Source organism: Williamsia muralis, from assembly GCF_051487485.1.
GTDB classification, from domain to species: domain Bacteria; phylum Actinomycetota; class Actinomycetes; order Mycobacteriales; family Mycobacteriaceae; genus Williamsia; species Williamsia muralis_B.
Genome location: NZ_JAHVCV010000001.1, coordinates 614,371 through 631,910 on the forward strand (window position 1 = coordinate 614,371; position 17,540 = coordinate 631,910).

Consider the following 17,540-nt stretch of genomic DNA (forward strand, 5'->3'; position numbering starts at 1 on the left):
GTCGAGATTACTGGCGCTTTCTGCGCAGCGGCGTCAGCTCTGGCCGGGCAGGCTGTTGATGTAGGGGCAGCCGGCCAGTGCGCGCAGGGCACGCGACAACTCGAAGACGTCGTGAACCGGCCGTGGGAACGACAGTCGAACATCGGAATCGCTCTCAGGTCCCTCGATACGGAGCCGGACGCCGAAGCGGTCGATACCCAACGGACGCACCTGGCCTTCGCGCAGTTCTGCCGGCAACCGGCCGCTCAGCGCGGCGACCAGATCGGCGTGATCCTCGTCGAGGTGGGCGACCCAATCGGCCTCTAGCTCCCAGAAGGGGTCCGGTGCGGCTGCGGCCAACTCAGGCGTGGACACCGAGGCGGCTCCCGATGAATTGGCAAGAACCGCGGACGAGAGGTTCAGGCGGAGCAGCGAGTAGCCGTGACCGATGTCGAGCAGGCCCGCCGACGGGTGGTCGGTGGCAATCTCACAGGCCAGGTCCCGTTCGAGATCCGAGGGCACCGAGTGCAGTGCCCCGTTGAGCCAGATCAAGGAACGGACCTGTTCCCGTAGCTCGATGGGGGCGAGGTCGGTCACCTCGACCATCGCAGGCAGTCCCGCTGAACCGGCCTGCCAGGCCAGAGCGCACGCGGCGGAGTCGGAGGGTACGAGGACAAACGCCTGCGAGTCGTACAGGTGCACCATCGTCACCGGCGAGGGTTCGCTGCCCTCGATCGCGAGCATTGCTTCGGTGACGCGCATGCAGGCGGTACGGATCAGCTCGGCGTCTGATGGTCGTGCGGTGGCGATTTTCGACATCTGCTGTCCTCGATGGTCGGCGGAAGGGTGTCACCCTGTCTGCTCGGTGTAGGTAACCCTAACCTAATCACGGGTTGTCTCGTCCCGCAAGCTTTCCGGCGACTCCCGTTCACTGCCGTAATCTTCAAATCGTGCCTGCGATCGCCTACTTCGGACCCTCCGGAACGTTCACCGAGATGGCTCTGGAGCAACTGCTCACCGAGAATCCGTCGTTCGGGGATGACGGCGATGTCGAACGAGTCAGCGCCACGAGCCCGGGCCGAGTGATCGATCTCGTCCGTCAAGGTGAGGTCGCCTACGGATGCGTCCCGATCGAGAGCTCGGTGGAAGGGTCCGTTCCGGCGACCCTGGACGCGCTGATCAAGGGCTCCCGGGTGCAGATCTTTGCCGAAACCGTCCTGGACATCGCCTTCACCTTGGCCACCCGTGGTCCGATGGACTCCTCGGACATCACGACGATCGCCGCCTACCCGGTGGCCTCGGCGCAGGTTCGCGAGACGCTCGAGCGCGACTACCCGGGGGCGCGACTCGTCACCAGCGGGTCCAATTCGGCGGCCGCACAGGACGTGGTGGAAGGACGGGCCGATGCCGCGATCACCACGCCGCTGTCGGTCCGGCTCTACGGCCTGCACACGCTGGCGACGGGCGTCGCCGATTCGGACGAGGCCAACACCCGTTTCGTGCTGGTGGGCCGGCCCGGTCCGGTCCCCGCCCGCACCGGCCGCGACCGCACGTCGGTGACCCTGGACCTGCCCAACGTCCCGGGTTCGCTGATGGCTGCCATGTACGAGTTCGCGACGCGCGGCATCGACCTGACGCGTATCGAGTCGCGACCCAGGCGGGAGCCCGGCGGCTTCTTCTTCAATCTCGATGTGGTGGGCCATCTCGACGATCCGCCCATCGCCGAAGCGCTCGGTGCACTCCACCGACGGGCCACGGCGATGCACTTTCTCGGCTCGTGGCCGTCTGCCCGGGCCAACGGCACCCCGCCCCCCAGCCATGAACAGAGCGATCAGTGGCTCAAATCCATCAGGCAGGGTCTGGACCGATGAGCTCCTTGCATCTCGTGCGGCACGGCGAGACCACCTCGAATGTGCTCCAACGACTCGACACCGCATTGCCAGGCGCGGCTCTCACCGACTTCGGCGCACGCCAGGCCGCCAGGTATGCGCTCGAACGACCTGACGTCGCGAACCCGGTGCTGTTCTCGTCGCGGGCACTTCGAGCTCGCCAGACGGCCGACCTGATCGGTTCGGTGTGGGAAGTGGAGAACCAGGTACTCGACGGCTTACACGAGGTGCAGGTCGGCGATCTCGAAGACCAGACGTCCGAAGACGCACACAAGGTGTTCTCCACCACGGTCCGCAGCTGGTTCGCCGGTGACCTCAGTGCCCGGTTGCCCGGCGGTGAGTCACTGAACGACGTCTACGAACGATTTCTGCCCGTCATCGAGGACATCGCCGATCGGTACCTGCAGGCCGACGACTCCGGTCCCGATGTGCATCTGGTGAGTCACGGCGCAGCCATCCGGCTCGTCGCAGCCCGCCTGGTGAACATGCCGACCGAGTTCGCGCTCGCCCACCACCTGGGTAACACAGGATCGATCGAACTGACCCGGACCGCCGACGGGTGGACATGCCTGCGGTGGGGTAGTGAACTGCCGCCGTTCCGGCGTGACGACGAACCAGAACTCGCCCGCGACCCGATGGGCTAGCCGTGGCGGTTTGGCTGGTCGGGGTGGTTGCGCTCCGGTCTCAACCCCACCCGTTGGCGTGGAGCCAGTCGTCGGAGATCCCGAAGTGATGTGCGATCTCGTGGACCACCGTGATCGCGACCTCTGAGATCACCTCGTCCTCGCTGTCGCACATGTCGAGGATGGGCTCGCGGTAGATGGTGATGGTGTCCGGAAGGGTGCCGCCGTAGTGGCTGTCGCGTTCAGTCAGTGCGATTCCGTAGTACAGCCCGAGAAGGTCGGGTTCCTCGGGATGGTGCGGTTCGACCAGGACCACTACGTTGTTCATCGCAGCGGCGAGTTCCTCGGGGATGGTGTCGAGCGCATCGGAGACCAATTCGTCGAACGCATTGTCCGACATGACAACCGGCATCTATCAGCCACCACCGCCGCCGGCCGGCGCCGGGGTTTCGATCGGATTGGGTTCGATACCGGGCGGCAGTGGTACCGGTGATGGGATGAGGCGTCCAGGGGGCTCGACGGGTGGTGGGGTGGGTACCTTGCCGTTGATGAGCAGGTTTCCGGCGGCGGCGTCGCCGACCAGCGTGGCGAATCCGCCCTGGTCAGGTAAGCCGATGTAGCACACCACTTTTCGGCTACCGGCCAGCCAGCTCGGCTCGGCGAGAGTGGACCACTGCAAGTTGAGGGTGGTCTGTGTCAGCTTGTCGGGGCCGCCGAGGAACTGACTGGTGACGTCGGGGCAGGTGGTCTTGAGGTAGTTGTCCTGTTCGACCACAGGGGGATACGGCGCGCCCGCCCCCGTGGGGTCGAACCTCGCCGAGAGGTCGACCACAGAGGTGACCTGAAAGGCGTGGGGCTCAGCGCAATCCACCGGGTCGGTGGGCTTGCGGGTGGCCGGGTCGATCCCGATGCAGGTGCCCTCGGGCCACTGCTGTGACTGGTCCTGGTCGCGCACCAGACCGGCGAACGGCTTCAACGTGCCGGTGGTGCCCGACAACTGCAGCCCACAACGCAAACTGCGCTCTCCGTCTGCCCACTGCAGTTGGGAGGGGTACATCAGCCCGACCGAGAACCGCCCGGCCGGGTCGAGCTGCCCGCCGAGGTAGTTGTTCACCACCACCGGGCAGTGTTCGTCGCGGATTGCGGTGAACTGCTCTGCGGTGGGCCACGGCGCGTCCTCACCGAACTGGACACCCGGGTAAGCCGCGGTGTCCACGGATCCGGCGACCTCGAACATGTGCTCGGCGGTGCAGTCGACCTTGGACTGTTTGGCCGGTAGGTCCACCGGCCAGGTCAGGCAGTCGCCGGCAACCGACTCCGAGAACGGGCTCGACCGCGCCGACGTCTTGGCGTCGCCGATCTCTTCTCCGTCGACCTTGCCGGCATCGTCGAATCCACCCAGCACAGCCACCACGCCCGCGCAGATCACCGCACCCACGAGGATGGCGGCAAGCAGCACCCTGACCGGGTGTCGAAGCACGTGACCCAGTCGATCCCGTCGGCCGTCTCTGTCAACCATCGGTGTCCATCATGCACTGAGCGGCTCGAGCCGCGAGACGAAACCCTCGTGCGCATGGTCCGCGTTATGTACTGAGCGGCTTGAGCCGCGAGACGAAACCCTCGGGTGCATGGCCGCGTTATCGTCGGAGGATGGAATCAGACGCGCGAGGCGATGAATCCGACGCCGTGACGCCGAGCGAGGACGTGGCCGAGCTGGCCGGACGGCTGTTCGACATGGCACGGTCCGGTGACACGGCCGTAGTCCACTATGTGAAAGCCGGTGTGCCGGTCAATCTGACAAACGGCGCGGACGACACCCTGCTGATGCTGGCGGCCTACCACGGGCACCACGACGTGGTGTCCGGGCTGATCGAATCGGGCGCCGACGTCAATCGGGTCAACGACAAGGGGCAGACGCCGCTCGCCGGCGCTGTCTTCAAATCGCATGACGACGTGGTGCGAGCGCTCATCGCCGCGGGCGCCGATCCGGACACAGGGCATCCCACCGCACGTGATGCCGCTTCCATGTTCGGGCGCGAAGATTACCTGGGGCTGCTCGACCAGTAGGGTTTCCAGAGTGATCGACCTGAAGATTTTGCGCGACAACCCCGACCTCGTCCGGGCATCTCAACGCACCCGCGGTGAGGATCCCGGCCTCGTGGATGTGCTGCTCGCCGCCGACTCCGAGCGTCGGGCCGCCATCGCCGAGGCCGATCAGCTGCGCTCGGAACAGAAGGACCTAGGCAAGCTCATCGGGAAGGCGCCCGCCGAGGAGAAGCAGGAACTGCTCGCTCGGGGTAAGCACCTCGCCGACCAGGTCAAAGCCGCTCACGCCCGCGAGTCTGCGGCCGACGAGAAGATGGCTGCCGCTCACCGCGCCATCAACAACATCGTCGCGCCGGAGGCACCTGCCGGTGGCGAAGAGGACTTCGTCCTCGTGGAGACCGTGGGCGAGCCCACCCCGATCGAGGACCCCAAGGACCACCTGGAACTCGGTGAGAGCCTCGGTCTGCTCGACATGGAGCGCGGCGCGAAGGTTTCGGGCTCACGCTTCTACTTCCTGACCGGGCCGGGAGCCATGCTGCAGTTGGGCCTGTTGCAGCTCGCAGCACAGAAGGCGACGGCCAACGGCTTCACCGTGATGATCCCTCCGGTGCTGGTTCGGCCCGAGGTGATGGACGGCACCGGATTCCTCGGTGCCCACTCGGCCGAGGTCTACCACCTTGCTGAAGATGACCTGTATCTCGTCGGCACTTCCGAGGTTCCGCTGGCCGGCTACCACATGGGTGAGATCCTCGACCTGTCCGCCGGACCCAAGCGGTACGCGGGTTGGTCCAGTTGTTTCCGTCGTGAGGCGGGCAGCTACGGCAAGGACACCCGCGGCATCATCCGGGTGCATCAGTTCGACAAGGTCGAGGCCTTCATCTACTGCAAGCCCGAAGACGCCGAGACCGAACACGAGAAGCTCCTCGGCTGGCAGAAGGACATGCTGGCGGCGATCGATGTGCCGTACCGCGTCATCGACGTTGCCGGCGGCGACCTCGGTTCATCGGCAGCGCGCAAGTTCGACTGTGAGGCATGGGTTCCGACGCAGAACACCTACCGCGAACTCACCTCGACATCCAACTGCACGACGTACCAGGCCAGAAGGCTCCAGGTGCGTTACCGCGGGGACAACGGCAAGCCGCAGGTGGCCGCGACCCTCAACGGCACCCTGGCCACCACCCGCTGGATCGTGGCGATCCTGGAGAATCACCAGCAGCCCGACGGCAGCGTGCGGGTGCCGGAAGCGCTGGTGCCTTTTGTGGGTTCGGAGATCCTCGCGCCGGCTCGCTGACCGCCCGCGTCACTGGCCATAGGCGGTGCACCTGGCCGCACGCAGTAGTAGCGTCAGTCGGCAGTGACACGTAAGTGTTTCTCTCACTGCGTTGTCGCGTGGCTTGCCAATTCGGTCAGCGTCCCGCACGAGTGGCTAGGAGATGGCGTTGTCGACACGAAGTCAAGCTGAAGCCGAACGCATGCACGTGGTGCTTGCCGATCTCGCCCGCGAGATGCACGGCAAATCCGCCTTGGGGCCCGATGCGGTGTTACAGGAGATCACGAACCGGTCTGTCGAAGTGGTCGAAGGTGTTGTCTCCGCAGGCATCACATTGGTCAAGCGACGCAAGATCGACCGGACCGTTGCGCCCACCGACGAGGTGGCGAAGCAATTCGACTACCTCCAAGCGCAAACCGGACAGGGCCCATGCCTCGATTCCGCGTGGCAGCATCGCACCGTTCTAGTCGACGACATGCTGAACGACCCACGCTGGCCGAAGCTGGCCAAGACCGTCGGCGAAGAGTCGCCGGTGCGGTCTTCGGTGTCGTTCGAACTCTTCACCCAGGCCGATGGCATGGGTGCGCTCAATCTGTATGCAGATCAGCCGCATGCCTTCACCAGTGATGCGGTTGAGGTCGGATATGCGCTGGCGGCCCACGCGGCGCTCAGCTTCGACGCGGCTCAACGTCGAGATCAATTCGAGAGCGCGCTCGCGTCCCGCGACATCATCGGGCAGGCCAAGGGCATGATCATGGAGCGATTCAGGGTCAATGCAGCCCAGGCTTTCAACCTGATGACCAAACTCTCGCAGGACTCGAACGTGCCGGTCGAAGGTCGCCAGACAACTGGTCGAGTCGCACGACCACGAGGTGAAGTAAGACCTCTCGTCCCGCTGAACCTTGGTGAGCCCCTTACTTGAATCAGCCTCAGCGCGTAGCGTCGAAAGCAAGTCGTGCGGTCTGCTCGGTGGAAATCCGAGAGAGGTCATCGAGTGGCTGTTCCCGAAACCGAGGTGTACAAGCGCGTCGCCGAGATCACGCAAAGTGTGCGGCAGCAGCTGGTCGGAATCACCGATGGTGCCCTTGATGAGCTTGTCCATAGCGCAGTCCAGCACATCCCCAATATCGACTACGCAGGCATAACGGTGGTGTCCCGGCAGAACGGCGCGGTTTCGACTCCGGCCGCCACTCATGCCCACCCGCGCGCTCTCGACCGGATTCAGCAGAAGTATCAAGAAGGCCCTTGCCTCATGGCTGCGGTACAGCACGAGACCTTCTTCATCGATGACTTACGGCTCGACAACCGGTGGCCCGATTTTCAGCGCGATGCGCTCGAACAAACCCCTATTTCGTCAATCGGCTCATACCAGCTTTTCACCACACGTGACCATGTCGGTGCCCTCAATCTCTATTCCGACAAGCCTGAAGCGATGACTTCGAGATCAAGGGAGCTGGGCTATGTATTCGCATCGCATACGGCCATGATCTGGGCGGCCTCGCACCGGGGAAACCTCTTCGAAATTGATCTGCCGAGCCGCGACATCATCGGTCAGGCCACCGGGATGATCATGCAACGCGAAGAATTCGATGCGACCGTGGCAACCGCGTATCTGCAACTGCTGTCTCAGACACGCAACAAGTCGCTGACCGAGATCGCTCGGGAAATCATCGGGCACAGCAAGTCCGCAGAATAGGCAGAAGTTGGACCGCGAGGAAGTCGGTTCGACGGCCACTCATGACAGTTCTACCGGCGACGATGAAGTAATGTCGTAACGCGCGACGTCTCCCGAAACGGAACGTCGCGCGCCGGGTGTTCGAGCTCAGAAGGTAGCGGCGCCTGCTGTATTCGTATTGTCGGTGCCAACCACATTCCCTGTGATGGGATGGCGCGCACCGATGTCGACATTGGAGTCCCTAATCGATGCCGAATGAGTCCAACGCTCAGTTGCACACCGTGCTTGCCGACCTCGCCCGCACCGCACACGCCAAGGCGCCCGAGGGGCCTGAAGCGGTTCTCACCGAGATCACCGCGAATGCGGTCGACGTCATCGAAGGCATCGCCTTCGCCGGCATCACCCTGACCAGGGGCGAGAACGTCCTCGACACGATGGCTCCCACCCATCAAGTGGCCGAGCAATTCGACCAACTGCAACAGCAAGCCGGGCAAGGCCCGTGCCTGGACGCGGCATGGGAACATCGCACAGTAAGGGTGGATGACCTGCTGTCGGAGAAACGTTGGCCGCGATTGGTGGAGGCAGCACGAGACCAGTCGCCGGTCAGGTCATCTGTGTCGTATGAATTGTTCACCCACGCCGAGGGAATGGGCGCACTCAACCTCTATTCGGACCGCGCCCATGCCATCACCGACGATGCGGTCGAAGCGGGCTACGCACTGGCAGCGCACGCGGCGTTGATTTTCGACGCTGCATTACGACAGCAGCAGTTCGAGAGCGCCCTGGCATCGCGAGACATCATCGGCCAGGCCAAAGGCATGATCATGGAGCGATTCTCCATCGACGCCACCCAGGCGTTCAAACAATTGACCAAGCTGTCGCAGGAATCGAATGTTCGAGTTGCCGAGATAGCCCGGCAGATCATCAGCAATCGTTCCGAAGAAAATCAGGACGCCGGCTGAGGTAGTTCGCCGGTGACCTGGAAGACGATACGACGGCCGATCAGCACAGCGTGATCGGCGAATCTTTCGTAAAAACGACCAAGGAGAGTTACGTCTATCGCTGCCGCGACCCCGTGCGGCCACGAGCTGTCGTCGAGAGTGTCTGTCAATCGGTGGTGCAGGTCGTCCATGATGTCGTCATCGTCGTGGAGACGGCGCGCGTCGGCCGGGTCGTGAGTGAGCAGCACATCGCCGACCGTGTGCGACATCGTCACGGCGACCTGTGCCATCTCCGAGAAGTAGGGGGCCACTTCGTCCGGGACAACGCTCGCGGGATGACGCCTTCTCGCTGCTTCGGCGATGTGGACGGCGAGACCACCCATGCGGTCTATATCGGCGATGATGTGCGTCGCGGCGACCACCGTCCGTAGGTCACAGGCCACGGGAGCCTGCCGGGCCAGGAGCAGGAAAGCCTGCGACTCAGCCGTCGCCGACAGCGCCCGTAGATCGTCGTGCGAACTGACGACTTCCTCCGCCGCTGCGAGGTCTGCGCACAGAACGGCATGACTGGCTCGCTCGACGGCATTGCCTGCGAAGGTGGCCATCGTGCTGAGCGTCGTGTTGAGGTCGCGTAACTGGTCGCGGAACGTGCTGCGCATGAGAGTGTCTCTCTGTCTGAAGTCAGTGGCCGAATGGAGATCGCCGGAGTGGAAATCGCCGAGCGAGTGATGCACTCGCTGAAAGTGACTGCGCATTCTCAGACAGATGGCGAGATGGCGCACGAGCTACGCGCCTGTGATTCATGCTACTTGCCTGGTCGTCGGTGACGAAGACTTCACCGCAACGCAACCGATTCCGCCACATTGCAGGCCACAAGGTGCTGATTCGGTTGGCGACCACGTCAGCGACGTGGGTTTACGCGTCGACGAGGCTGCACGCCGAGCACCGAGCGCCGCGCACGAAGGCCGCGACACCCATGGGTGTCGCGGCCTTCGTTTCAGACGGGACGATGTTCGCCAGTGCGCCTCTCGGCAAGTGGTTGCTCGCAGCAACTTTGGGGTGGTACCCGGGGCAGTGATACGAACACCGTCGGTATCTGTAACCGGCAGCGGTGCCGAACTATTCCGCCCTGCTGGCGCGTTCATGCGCGGAAGCGGTCGAGCCCCGACATAATTCCCTCATGATCATCGGGATTCTCGCGGCGTTGTTCGCGTGCATCGCATACGGGGTGTCCTCCGTGATGCAGGCTTACGGCGCGCGCTCGGCGAAGCAGGCGGCGGCCGCGCGCGGCGAGAGCGGTTTCGAGACCGACAAAGGCGCACCTACCATGCGGTCGACGATGGCCGCGGTGTTGACTACCGCGTTCATCGTCGGAACCGTTCTCGATGTCGTCGGGTTCGGCTGCAGCGCGGTGTCGGCCCGTCTCATCCCGCTCTTCCTGTCACAGACGATCGTCAGTGCCAACTTGGTGGTGACAGCGATCCTCGGCATCTTCGTGCTCGGTATCAACCTCCACAAGAGGGACTGGCTGGCGATCGCCGTCGTGATCGTGGCGTTGTTCGCGCTGGGTATCTCGGCGGACTCCGAAGGCCACGGGCACGACGCCGCCTGGTTCCACTGGGGCCTGCTCGCCGTCACTTTGGTGTTGTTCGCCGGTTCGATCGGTTTGATCAGGTGGCTGGGGTCCCGGGCGGCGATTGCCGCCGGGCTGTGTGCCGGCGCGATGTTCGGTGCCGTGGCCATCGCAGTGCGCATCCTGCACGGCATCTCCGACTTCGACGTGGTCGACATCCTCACCGACCCCGCCGCCTACGCGCTCGCGGTTGCCGGAATCGGTGGCTACTACCTGCACACGGTCGCGCTGCAGCTCGGTTCGGTCAACGGGGCGACGGCCGCACTGGTGGTGGGCGAGACGGTGGTGCCCGGTCTGGTCGGCATCATCTGGCTGGGCGACAACGCACTTCCGGGCCGGACATGGTTGGCTGTTCTCGGCTTCATCTTCGCCGTCGTCGGCGCGGTCACAGTGGCGTGGTCGGGCGCGGTGGAAGCCAGCGCACAGGCCGAGCCCGGAGCAGAGAAGGCACCAGCATGAGCACCACGATGTACAAGCGGTCCACCCGAATGGTCCGCTTCGACGAACTGTCCATGGAGATGACGGCAGCCCTGTCAGAACATGCACAAAGCCACCAGTTGGTTCTCAGCGATGACATGCCGGCCTGGCTCACCTCCAGCCAGAACCTGCCCTCCAATTCGCTTCTCGGAAAGGTGTTCCGCCGCAAGGCCAACTGGACCGATCCGGATGCGGCGCACGAGGTGCTTGTCGTCATCCACTCCACGCATCTGATCGTGGTGACAGCGGGTGAGAAGCGGGGCACGGCCGTGCTGTCGGTCCCGATGTCCCAGGCGTCGGCTCGGGTGGGCAGCGCGCTCGAAGACACCTTTGCGGCGGTGGAGGACTCGGGGATCACACTGGGCGGCTTTCCGGGAGAGCACGGCCAAGCCGGCACCTTCTACATCGGTCTCGGCCCCGAACCTGCGGGAGCCGAATGCGCGGAGGCGATCCGCGAGGCGATCACGGCGGCCAAGAACCCGTAAACGGTTGTCCTGCCCGGCCCGAAGGTCCCTTCGGCCATCTGGGTTGTCGCCCCGCCGATCTCAGCCGGGCAGAGTCTCGCCGCCGATCGGGGCCAGCACCTCGCCGCTGTAGTACGAAGACATGGTCTGCGATGCAAAGAAAACATACGACGGCGCGATCTCGTCCGGCTGTGCGGCGCGGCCCATGGGGACCTGCTTGCCGAAGTCCGCGACTTTGTCGGCGGGCATCGTCGCGGGGATCAGCGGTGTCCAGACAGGTCCCGGCGCAACACAGTTCACCCGGATCCCGCGGTCGACAAGACTTTGCGCAAGCGAGTACGTGAGCGCGATGACAGCGCCCTTGGTGGCCGAATAGTCGATCAGTGACTTGTTGCCGCGCAACCCGTTGATGGAGCCGGTGTTGATGATTGCCGAACCCTCACCGAGGTGCTCGAGGGCGGCGTGGGTCACGTGGTAGAAGCTGTGGATGTTCACGTCGAACGTTCGCTTCCACTGCTCGGGGGTGATCTCAGAGAAGTCCTCCACAACGTGTTGGTAGGCAACGTTGTTCACGAGGATGTCGAGGCCGCCCAAGTCCTCGACCGTTCGGCCGACGATCTGACGGCAGTGCGTGGGATCGGCCAGATCACCTGCGTACGTGGTGCATCGGCGTCCTTCTGCTTCGACGAGACCCTTGGTATGTGCGGCATCGTCGGACTCGTCGAGATACGCGATGGCGACGTCTGCGCCCTCTTTGGCATAGGCCACGGCGACTGCCCGTCCGATGCCGGAATCGCCGCCGGTGATGAGAGCCTTCTTGCCCTCCAGGAGTCCGCGGCCCTGGTACGACCGCATTTCGTCGTGCGGTTGCTCGCTCATGTCCCCGGTGCGTCCCGGGTACTCGATGTTCTCGGCTGGATGTTCGCTCATGGTCTGCACCTTTCTGTTCCACCGCTGCTTACCCGGCTGTGACCGGGTGAAACCTCGAGTTTGACGGTCCTGCTGACGGGTAACCTCCAGGACCGATCGAACATCTCGAGAAGGAGGAAGCACATGCCGAAGACCAAAAAATCGGGTGCGCCGAAGAAGAGTGAGCTGCCCAGTACGTTGATCAAATCGGGCAAGAAGGCACAACGCACGTTCACCAAGACCTACGACTCGGCGATGGACGAATACGGCGACGAGAAACGTGCGCACCGCACGGCATTCTCCGCCCTCAAGCACAGCTTCGAAAAGGTCGGCGACCGTTGGGAACCCAAGAAGAAGAAGGGCCCCTCTGACAGCCGCGCAAAGAGTGGTGGCCCCAATCCCTCAGGAAAGTCTGCCGAGGGTGTGGACGCCAACGCCAGCAAGGATCACCTGGTCAAGGTGGCGAAGCGACTCGACATCAAAGGCCGCTCTTCCATGAAGAAGAAGGAACTCGTCTCCGCAATCAAGAAGGCGAACAGAAAGAAGACTGCCAAGAACCGGTGAGGGTTCTCGAGCAGTCTTCTCCTGGGTGGCCGTGAGGCCCTCGGGGGTCAGGGACGAAGCAGGATCTTGACCGCACCGTCCTGCTTCTTCTGAAAGATCTCGTAGGCGTGGGGTGCCTCCTCGAGGCTCAGCTCGTGAGTGGCGAAGGTGTCCACGCCCAACGGGTCGTCGTCGGTGAGCAGCGGCATGAGGTCCTTCTCCCAGCGCTTCACGTTCGCCTGACCCATGCGGAGATTGATCTGCTTGTCGAACATGGTGCCCAGCGGCAGCGGGTCCATCTCGCCGCCGTAGACACCGATCAGTGACACCGTCCCGCCGCGCCTGACCGCGTCGATGGCCGTGTTCACCGCAGCGAGTCGGTCGACGCCGGCCGTCTTGAACACAGGCTGGGCAACGGCGTCCGGCAGGAAGCCGGCCGCGGTCTGGACGAGCTTGGCCCCGGGAGCGCCGTGTGCCTCCATGCCGACCGCGTCGATCACCGCGTCGGTTCCGCGTCCCGAGGTGCGGTCGCGCACGATCTCGCCGATGTTCTTGTCCGACCTCATGTCGATGGTGTCGATGCCCCGCGCCTTGGCCCGGTCGAGACGCTCGGGCACGAGGTCTACCGCAACCACGTCGTAGCCGCGATGAGCCGCGATGCGTGCACACATGTCGCCGATCGGCCCCAATCCCAAGACCGTGACCGTTCCACCGTCGGGCACGTTCGCGTACTCGACCGCTTGCCATGCGGTGGGAAGCACGTCCGAGAGGTACACGAATCGCGAGTCCGCCGGGCCCTCGGGCACCTTGATATGGGTGGCGTCGGCGAGCGGAACCCGCAGGTACTCAGCCTGGCCGCCCGGCACCTGGCCGTACAGCTGCGAGTATCCGAACAGCGCTGCGCCACGGCCCTCAGAGGTCACCTGGCTGGTCTCGCACTGACTGTGCAGACCGTTGTCGCACATGAAACAACTACCGCAGCAGATCTGGAAGGGGATCACCACCCGGTCGCCCACGGCCAGATTCTTCACTTCGGCACCCACCTCGACCACACGTCCCATGGGCTCGTGGCCGAGGATGTCGCCGGGGCTCATGAAGGGGCCCAGCACTTCGTAGAGGTGGAGGTCCGAGCCGCAGATGTTCGTGGTCGTCAGCTCGATGATGGCATCGGTCGGCTCCTGGATCTTCGGGTCCGGTACCGTTTCGACACGCACGTCCCGCTTGCCCTGCCACGTCACTGCTCTCATGAGTCCTCCTGGTTGGGTCCGCCCGTTTCGTTCCTCGGGCACGCGGGTCGGATACCCATGGAGTGCCGTGGTGAACCCAAGCGCTGCTCGAGAACAGGGCCGCATGACAGGTTGATTGAAGACGAACTCGACGGGGTAACCCAGACGAGTTGAATCAGCAAGCGTAGATGGGACCGTGTTGGAGCGAACTCAACCGAAGGCGCGGGTCTCAGACGACTATGCCGACGTCGTGGAATTGATCGCGCGGCTACGGGAGAAAGAAAAGGGCACTCCCGCTGCTGACCGTCTTCGCGACCAGGTCATCACCCGCTGCCTCCCGCTCGCAGAGAACATCGCCCGCCGCTTCAGTGGCCGCGGCGAGAATCACGACGACCTCGTCCAGGTTGCCCGCCTGGGCCTCGTCAATGCAGTGGATCGGTTCGACCCTCAACACGGTTCGGAGTTCGTGTCTTTTGCCGTGCCCACGATCATGGGCGAAGTGCGCCGACATTTCCGGGATGCGGCGTGGGCCACCCGTGTCCCACGTCGGCTGAAGGAACTGCACAAGTCGATCAGCGACGCCTCGGAAAACCTGTCCCAGCGCCTCGGGCGGGCACCGTCGCCCAGCGAGATCGCCGCTGAGCTCGACCTCAGTGTCGCGGAGGTGACCGAAGGACTGTTGGCCCGTGGGGCGTATCAGGCACTGTCCACCGATTCCGGTGCGGCCGATGACGAACTCGGCGCACCGTTGCTGGAAACGCTGGGCTCCGAGGATCCCGAGTACGAGCACGTCGAAAGCTACGTCGCGATCCGGCCGGCTCTCGCCAAGCTCTCCGAGCGGGAGCGGCGAATTCTTGTACTGCGGTTCTTCGGATCCCAGACCCAGACGGAGATCGCAAAACAATTGGGGATCTCGCAGATGCACGTGTCGCGCATCCTCTCCAGCACCCTCGCCAAGTTGCGAGACGAGCTCGGTTCAGACGAAGACGGGGCACTGGGCGGCCCGAATTCCTTCCTGAACTAAACATCGAATTGTAGATTGTTGATCAGGTTGGGCAGACAGCCGAGTTCCTGACCAGTTCGCTTCGGCGATCTCGGCTCGGGACAGTCATCTTCTGGCGGCTGGAGACTTTCATGTCAGCATCGGAGACCTACTTCTACCCCGACTTCAAAGACCTTCCGGCGGCGGCTGATCTGCGTTCCCTGTGCCCCAGGAAGATCACGTTCTCGTGTACGCGTGCGCATCCCCTGGTGGTCCGGGTGGACGGCGAGATGGATCTGGACACGGTGTTACTCCTGCGCGACTACCTGGAGCATCTGATGCCGAAATCCTGTGCGCTCGTCGTGGACCTGATGGGTGTCGGGTTCGCTCCCGTGCCTTGCCTCGAGTTGCTCATCGACATGGCGGAAACCGCCGCGGCTGAGGATCGTTGGTTCGGTGTTGCCTGTGAACGATCGGTCAGCAGACCGTTGGAGCTCCTTGGTGATCTGGTCGAGTGCTTCCCATCGCTGGAGGCTGCTCGTGATGCCACCTCCATGGAGTGGAGTCGTGTCGACCCCCGATGATGTTGCGGAGTCCCAACGGTGATGGCGTCCGGCTTCACGAGGTGACGCGGCGCCGGGCCGACCGTGTGGGATGTGCGATCGTTGAGGCGTCGCGGGCACCCTGACTATTTGTTTCGCGAGAGTGCTTAGGGCAGCCATCGTCGGGGTATACGGGGTGAGACCGTAGTAGGAGTAGTGCAAATGTCGATCGTGATCAACACCGTTGGCCGGGGTAACCTGCCCGGTAAAGGGGGATCGAAGTGGTAGTGGGTGACGTCATGCGTATCGACGAAACGGCAGTGGCTCCGGTGAATATCCGGGTGCCCGCCGACAAGTCGCAAGTTGCGATGGTCAGGGCCATCGCCGAGACCTTGGCGGTGCTGGCCGATTTCTCCCTGGACGAGGTTGCCGACATCAAACTGGCTGTAGACGAGGCCGCCATGACGATCATCGGGCATGCCGGACCGGGTGCCGAATTGACGGTCGCCTTCACCACATCGGAGCACCACTTCAACGGCGTGGTCCAGTCGTGGCTCCCGAGTTCGAACTCCCTGCCCCAGACCGGTTTTGGATGGCACGTGCTGCAAACGCTGACCGAGTCGGTGACCGTCCATGAGGGCGAGGCAGACAACGATGGTGGCCGTCTGGTAGCCATCGAACTGGTGAAGTAGCAGATCATTGTCGCCGGCCGACGGCGACAATCACTTCAGCTCGGCTTCAGTCGAGCTTGGTGAGCGGCCGGGTGGCCGGCCCCTCGAGGACCGCTCCGTCGGCCGCAAAACGCGATCCGTGCAGCGGGCAGTCCCACGACTTCTCGGCGTCATTCCAGTTGAGTACACCCGCAAGGTGAGGGCACACCGCCGACACCTTGTGCGTCAGTCCTTCCACGGTGCACACCCCCACCGGCCGGGCACCGTTGCGACGCAGCACCCCACCGCCCTCAGGAACAGTCTCATCGGTGTCGGTTGAGGAGCCGGGCTTGATCGCGGCCCCCGCCCACCCCCTGGCCATGTGCAGCCCGACCTCGGCGTTGATCACCGCGGCAGACGGGACGCCCACAACCTGCGCGGGGCGGGACGAGTCCAGGTACTCCGCCCACGCCGGACCACCGCCGAGGAGCCGGCCGGCAAGCGCCAACGCGGCAGCAACCCCATTTGTCATGCCCCACTTGGCAAATCCGGTGGCCACGTAGATGCTGTCGTGCCCGGGAAGGATCGGTCCCACGTAAGGCAGCTCATCGATCGTGATGTAGTCCTGCGCCGACCACTGGTGGGTCAGCTGAGCTGTCGGGAAATACGTTGTGGTCCAGTCGATCAGCTCGTCGACGTGTTCCTGCTCCGATTTGGCCCGCCCCACGGGATGGCCGCTTCCGCCGGTGAGAAGCAGCGGCTCGCCGTTGGGTCCCGGAACCCACCGGACCGACCTCGACGGCTGGTCGGCGGCAAGGTACATGCCTGCCATGATCGGCTCTGAGACCGAAAAGGCGGCAGCGTACGAGCGCTCGGGATGGACGCGGGCAAAAAAGCCGCCGCGGTCGAGAATCGGTGTACCGGTGGCCAATACGATCTTCCTGCCACGAACGGTGACGTCGTCTCCGGTGACGGGGTCCACCTGGTCCGTGCGAAGTATCTGGTCGCCGTCTTTGCTGTGCGCAGATACGACCCTGGTGTTCTCGTAGACCTGCACGCCGTGCCGCTGGGCTTCGGCAACGAGGGCTTCGAGGGCGTCGAGCGGGTGGAACTGGGCCTGGTCGTCGAGGGCCACTGCCGCCACCGATGGAAACGGTGTCCCGGGATCGTCGACCCAGCGGACGTCGAGGCCCGCTTTCTGGCCGGCTTGGAACTCCTTGCGGATGCTGTCGAGGCCCTTGTCCGACTGCGCGTAGGTGTACGCCGTCTCGATCTCGAACGGCACCTCGTGCTGCCGACAGAACGCCAGCAGCCATTGCTGCGCCTCGAGGTTGGCGTCGGCATAACCGCGCAACGCTGCGGTCGAGTGCTTGCTCGAAATGGAGGACAGTCGGGTGCCTTGGAGCACACTGACTTTCGCGGTGGTGTTGCCCGTGGCCACAGCGCCGACAAGCCGGGCTTCGACCAGGGCGACGTCGGCACCGGATCGACCCAGGAGCAGGGCAGTGGTCACGCCGGTGATGCCACCGCCGACAACGACGTAGTCGAAGCGCGAGTCGGCGATACTCCGGACAGGCGGGTCGACATGAACGCTCTTCATCCACAGTGAGGACACAGCGCTCTGATACCCGCGGTGTCCGCAGTTCAAACTGCTCCCGCGAAACACCGTTCCGCCGGCATCAATTGAACCG

General features: G+C 64.0%; 20 protein-coding genes. 13 read left to right on the plus strand and 7 right to left on the minus strand.

Annotated elements, in window-relative coordinates; translation table 11 throughout:
- Positions 1–33 precede the first annotated feature (33 nt).
- Positions 34–798: a DUF2470 domain-containing protein gene (locus KXR83_RS03050; RefSeq protein ID WP_023954961.1), complete on the minus strand. Its 765-nt coding sequence runs from the start codon at positions 796–798 to the stop codon at positions 34–36.
- A gap of 131 nt (positions 799–929) precedes the next feature.
- Between KXR83_RS03050 and pheA the strand changes: the two genes are divergently transcribed.
- On the plus strand, positions 930–1,850 hold the full coding sequence (gene pheA, locus KXR83_RS03055) for a prephenate dehydratase (RefSeq protein ID WP_437423532.1): 921 nt from the start codon (positions 930–932) through the stop codon (positions 1,848–1,850).
- Complete coding sequence (locus KXR83_RS03060) at positions 1,847–2,512, plus strand: histidine phosphatase family protein (protein ID WP_437423533.1); 666 nt, start codon at positions 1,847–1,849, stop codon at positions 2,510–2,512. The genes pheA and KXR83_RS03060 overlap by 4 nt, the downstream gene beginning before the upstream one ends.
- 40 nt (positions 2,513–2,552) lie before the next feature.
- Here KXR83_RS03060 and KXR83_RS03065 read toward each other — a convergent pair whose 3' ends face one another.
- Positions 2,553–2,903, minus strand: a complete 351-nt coding sequence (locus KXR83_RS03065; protein ID WP_437423534.1) for a metallopeptidase family protein — start codon at positions 2,901–2,903, stop codon at positions 2,553–2,555.
- Between the two features lie 3 nt (positions 2,904–2,906).
- Positions 2,907–4,010: a septum formation family protein gene (locus KXR83_RS03070; RefSeq protein ID WP_437423535.1), complete on the minus strand. Its 1,104-nt coding sequence runs from the start codon at positions 4,008–4,010 to the stop codon at positions 2,907–2,909.
- Positions 4,011–4,141: 131 nt separating this feature from the next.
- On the opposite strand from KXR83_RS03070, the gene KXR83_RS03075 reads away from it, so the two are divergent.
- The 5 genes from KXR83_RS03075 (at position 4,142) to KXR83_RS03095 (ending at position 8,444) form a co-directional block, all read left to right on the plus strand.
- On the plus strand, positions 4,142–4,558 hold the full coding sequence (locus KXR83_RS03075) for an ankyrin repeat domain-containing protein (RefSeq protein ID WP_437423536.1): 417 nt from the start codon (positions 4,142–4,144) through the stop codon (positions 4,556–4,558).
- 10 nt (positions 4,559–4,568) lie between these two features.
- On the plus strand, positions 4,569–5,828 hold the full coding sequence (gene serS, locus KXR83_RS03080) for a serine--tRNA ligase (RefSeq protein ID WP_062794719.1): 1,260 nt from the start codon (positions 4,569–4,571) through the stop codon (positions 5,826–5,828).
- Positions 5,829–5,976: 148 nt separating this feature from the next.
- On the plus strand, positions 5,977–6,729 hold the full coding sequence (locus KXR83_RS03085) for a GAF and ANTAR domain-containing protein (RefSeq protein WP_437423537.1): 753 nt from the start codon (positions 5,977–5,979) through the stop codon (positions 6,727–6,729).
- 72 nt (positions 6,730–6,801) lie between these two features.
- Positions 6,802–7,503 carry a GAF and ANTAR domain-containing protein gene (locus tag KXR83_RS03090; protein ID WP_437423538.1) on the plus strand — a complete coding sequence of 234 codons (702 nt, stop codon included), beginning with the start codon at positions 6,802–6,804 and terminating at the stop codon, positions 7,501–7,503.
- A 227-nt stretch (positions 7,504–7,730) separates the two neighbouring features.
- The gene (locus KXR83_RS03095) at positions 7,731–8,444 is read left to right on the plus strand and encodes an ANTAR domain-containing protein (RefSeq protein WP_437423539.1); all 714 of its coding nucleotides are present in this window, start codon (positions 7,731–7,733) and stop codon (positions 8,442–8,444) included.
- Here KXR83_RS03095 and phoU read toward each other — a convergent pair.
- Positions 8,429–9,082, minus strand: a complete 654-nt coding sequence (phoU, locus tag KXR83_RS03100) for a phosphate signaling complex protein PhoU (protein WP_437423540.1) — start codon at positions 9,080–9,082, stop codon at positions 8,429–8,431. The genes KXR83_RS03095 and phoU overlap by 16 nt on opposite strands.
- A 521-nt stretch (positions 9,083–9,603) precedes the next feature.
- Between phoU and KXR83_RS03105 the strand changes: the two genes are divergently transcribed.
- Together KXR83_RS03105 and KXR83_RS03110 are read left to right on the plus strand one after the other, a co-directional pair.
- Complete coding sequence (locus KXR83_RS03105) at positions 9,604–10,515, plus strand: hypothetical protein (protein ID WP_437423541.1); 912 nt, start codon at positions 9,604–9,606, stop codon at positions 10,513–10,515.
- A complete protein-coding gene (locus KXR83_RS03110) occupies positions 10,512–11,018 on the plus strand; it encodes a hypothetical protein (RefSeq protein WP_437423542.1) in 507 nt (168 codons plus the stop codon). Before KXR83_RS03105 ends, KXR83_RS03110 begins: the two co-directional genes overlap by 4 nt.
- A 60-nt stretch (positions 11,019–11,078) precedes the next feature.
- On the opposite strand, the gene KXR83_RS03115 is transcribed toward KXR83_RS03110, so the two are convergent.
- Positions 11,079–11,927 carry an SDR family oxidoreductase gene (locus KXR83_RS03115; RefSeq protein ID WP_437423543.1) on the minus strand — a complete coding sequence of 283 codons (849 nt, stop codon included), beginning with the start codon at positions 11,925–11,927 and terminating at the stop codon, positions 11,079–11,081.
- A 123-nt stretch (positions 11,928–12,050) separates the two neighbouring features.
- Here KXR83_RS03115 and KXR83_RS03120 point away from each other — a divergent pair, with 123 nt between their 5' ends.
- Positions 12,051–12,470, plus strand: coding sequence for a ChaB family protein (locus tag KXR83_RS03120; protein WP_437423544.1), 420 nt, complete (start codon positions 12,051–12,053; stop codon positions 12,468–12,470).
- Positions 12,471–12,517: 47 nt separating this feature from the next.
- Here KXR83_RS03120 and KXR83_RS03125 read toward each other — a convergent pair whose 3' ends face one another.
- A complete protein-coding gene (locus KXR83_RS03125; protein ID WP_437423545.1) occupies positions 12,518–13,696 on the minus strand; it encodes a zinc-dependent alcohol dehydrogenase in 1,179 nt (392 codons plus the stop codon).
- Positions 13,697–13,871: 175 nt separating this feature from the next.
- Between KXR83_RS03125 and KXR83_RS03130 the strand changes: the two genes are divergently transcribed.
- The 3 genes from KXR83_RS03130 to KXR83_RS03140 all read left to right on the plus strand — a co-directional run bounded on the left by KXR83_RS03130 (position 13,872) and on the right by KXR83_RS03140 (position 15,891).
- Complete coding sequence (locus tag KXR83_RS03130; protein WP_437423546.1) at positions 13,872–14,699, plus strand: SigB/SigF/SigG family RNA polymerase sigma factor; 828 nt, start codon at positions 13,872–13,874, stop codon at positions 14,697–14,699.
- A gap of 110 nt (positions 14,700–14,809) precedes the next feature.
- Positions 14,810–15,241 carry an STAS domain-containing protein gene (locus KXR83_RS03135; RefSeq protein WP_437423547.1) on the plus strand — a complete coding sequence of 144 codons (432 nt, stop codon included), beginning with the start codon at positions 14,810–14,812 and terminating at the stop codon, positions 15,239–15,241.
- Positions 15,242–15,498: 257 nt separating this feature from the next.
- On the plus strand, positions 15,499–15,891 hold the full coding sequence (locus KXR83_RS03140; protein WP_437423548.1) for an ATP-binding protein: 393 nt from the start codon (positions 15,499–15,501) through the stop codon (positions 15,889–15,891).
- Positions 15,892–15,937: 46 nt separating this feature from the next.
- On the opposite strand, the gene KXR83_RS03145 is transcribed toward KXR83_RS03140, so the two are convergent.
- A complete protein-coding gene (locus KXR83_RS03145; RefSeq protein ID WP_437423549.1) occupies positions 15,938–17,449 on the minus strand; it encodes an FAD-dependent oxidoreductase in 1,512 nt (503 codons plus the stop codon).
- Between the last annotated feature and the right edge of the window lie 91 nt (positions 17,450–17,540).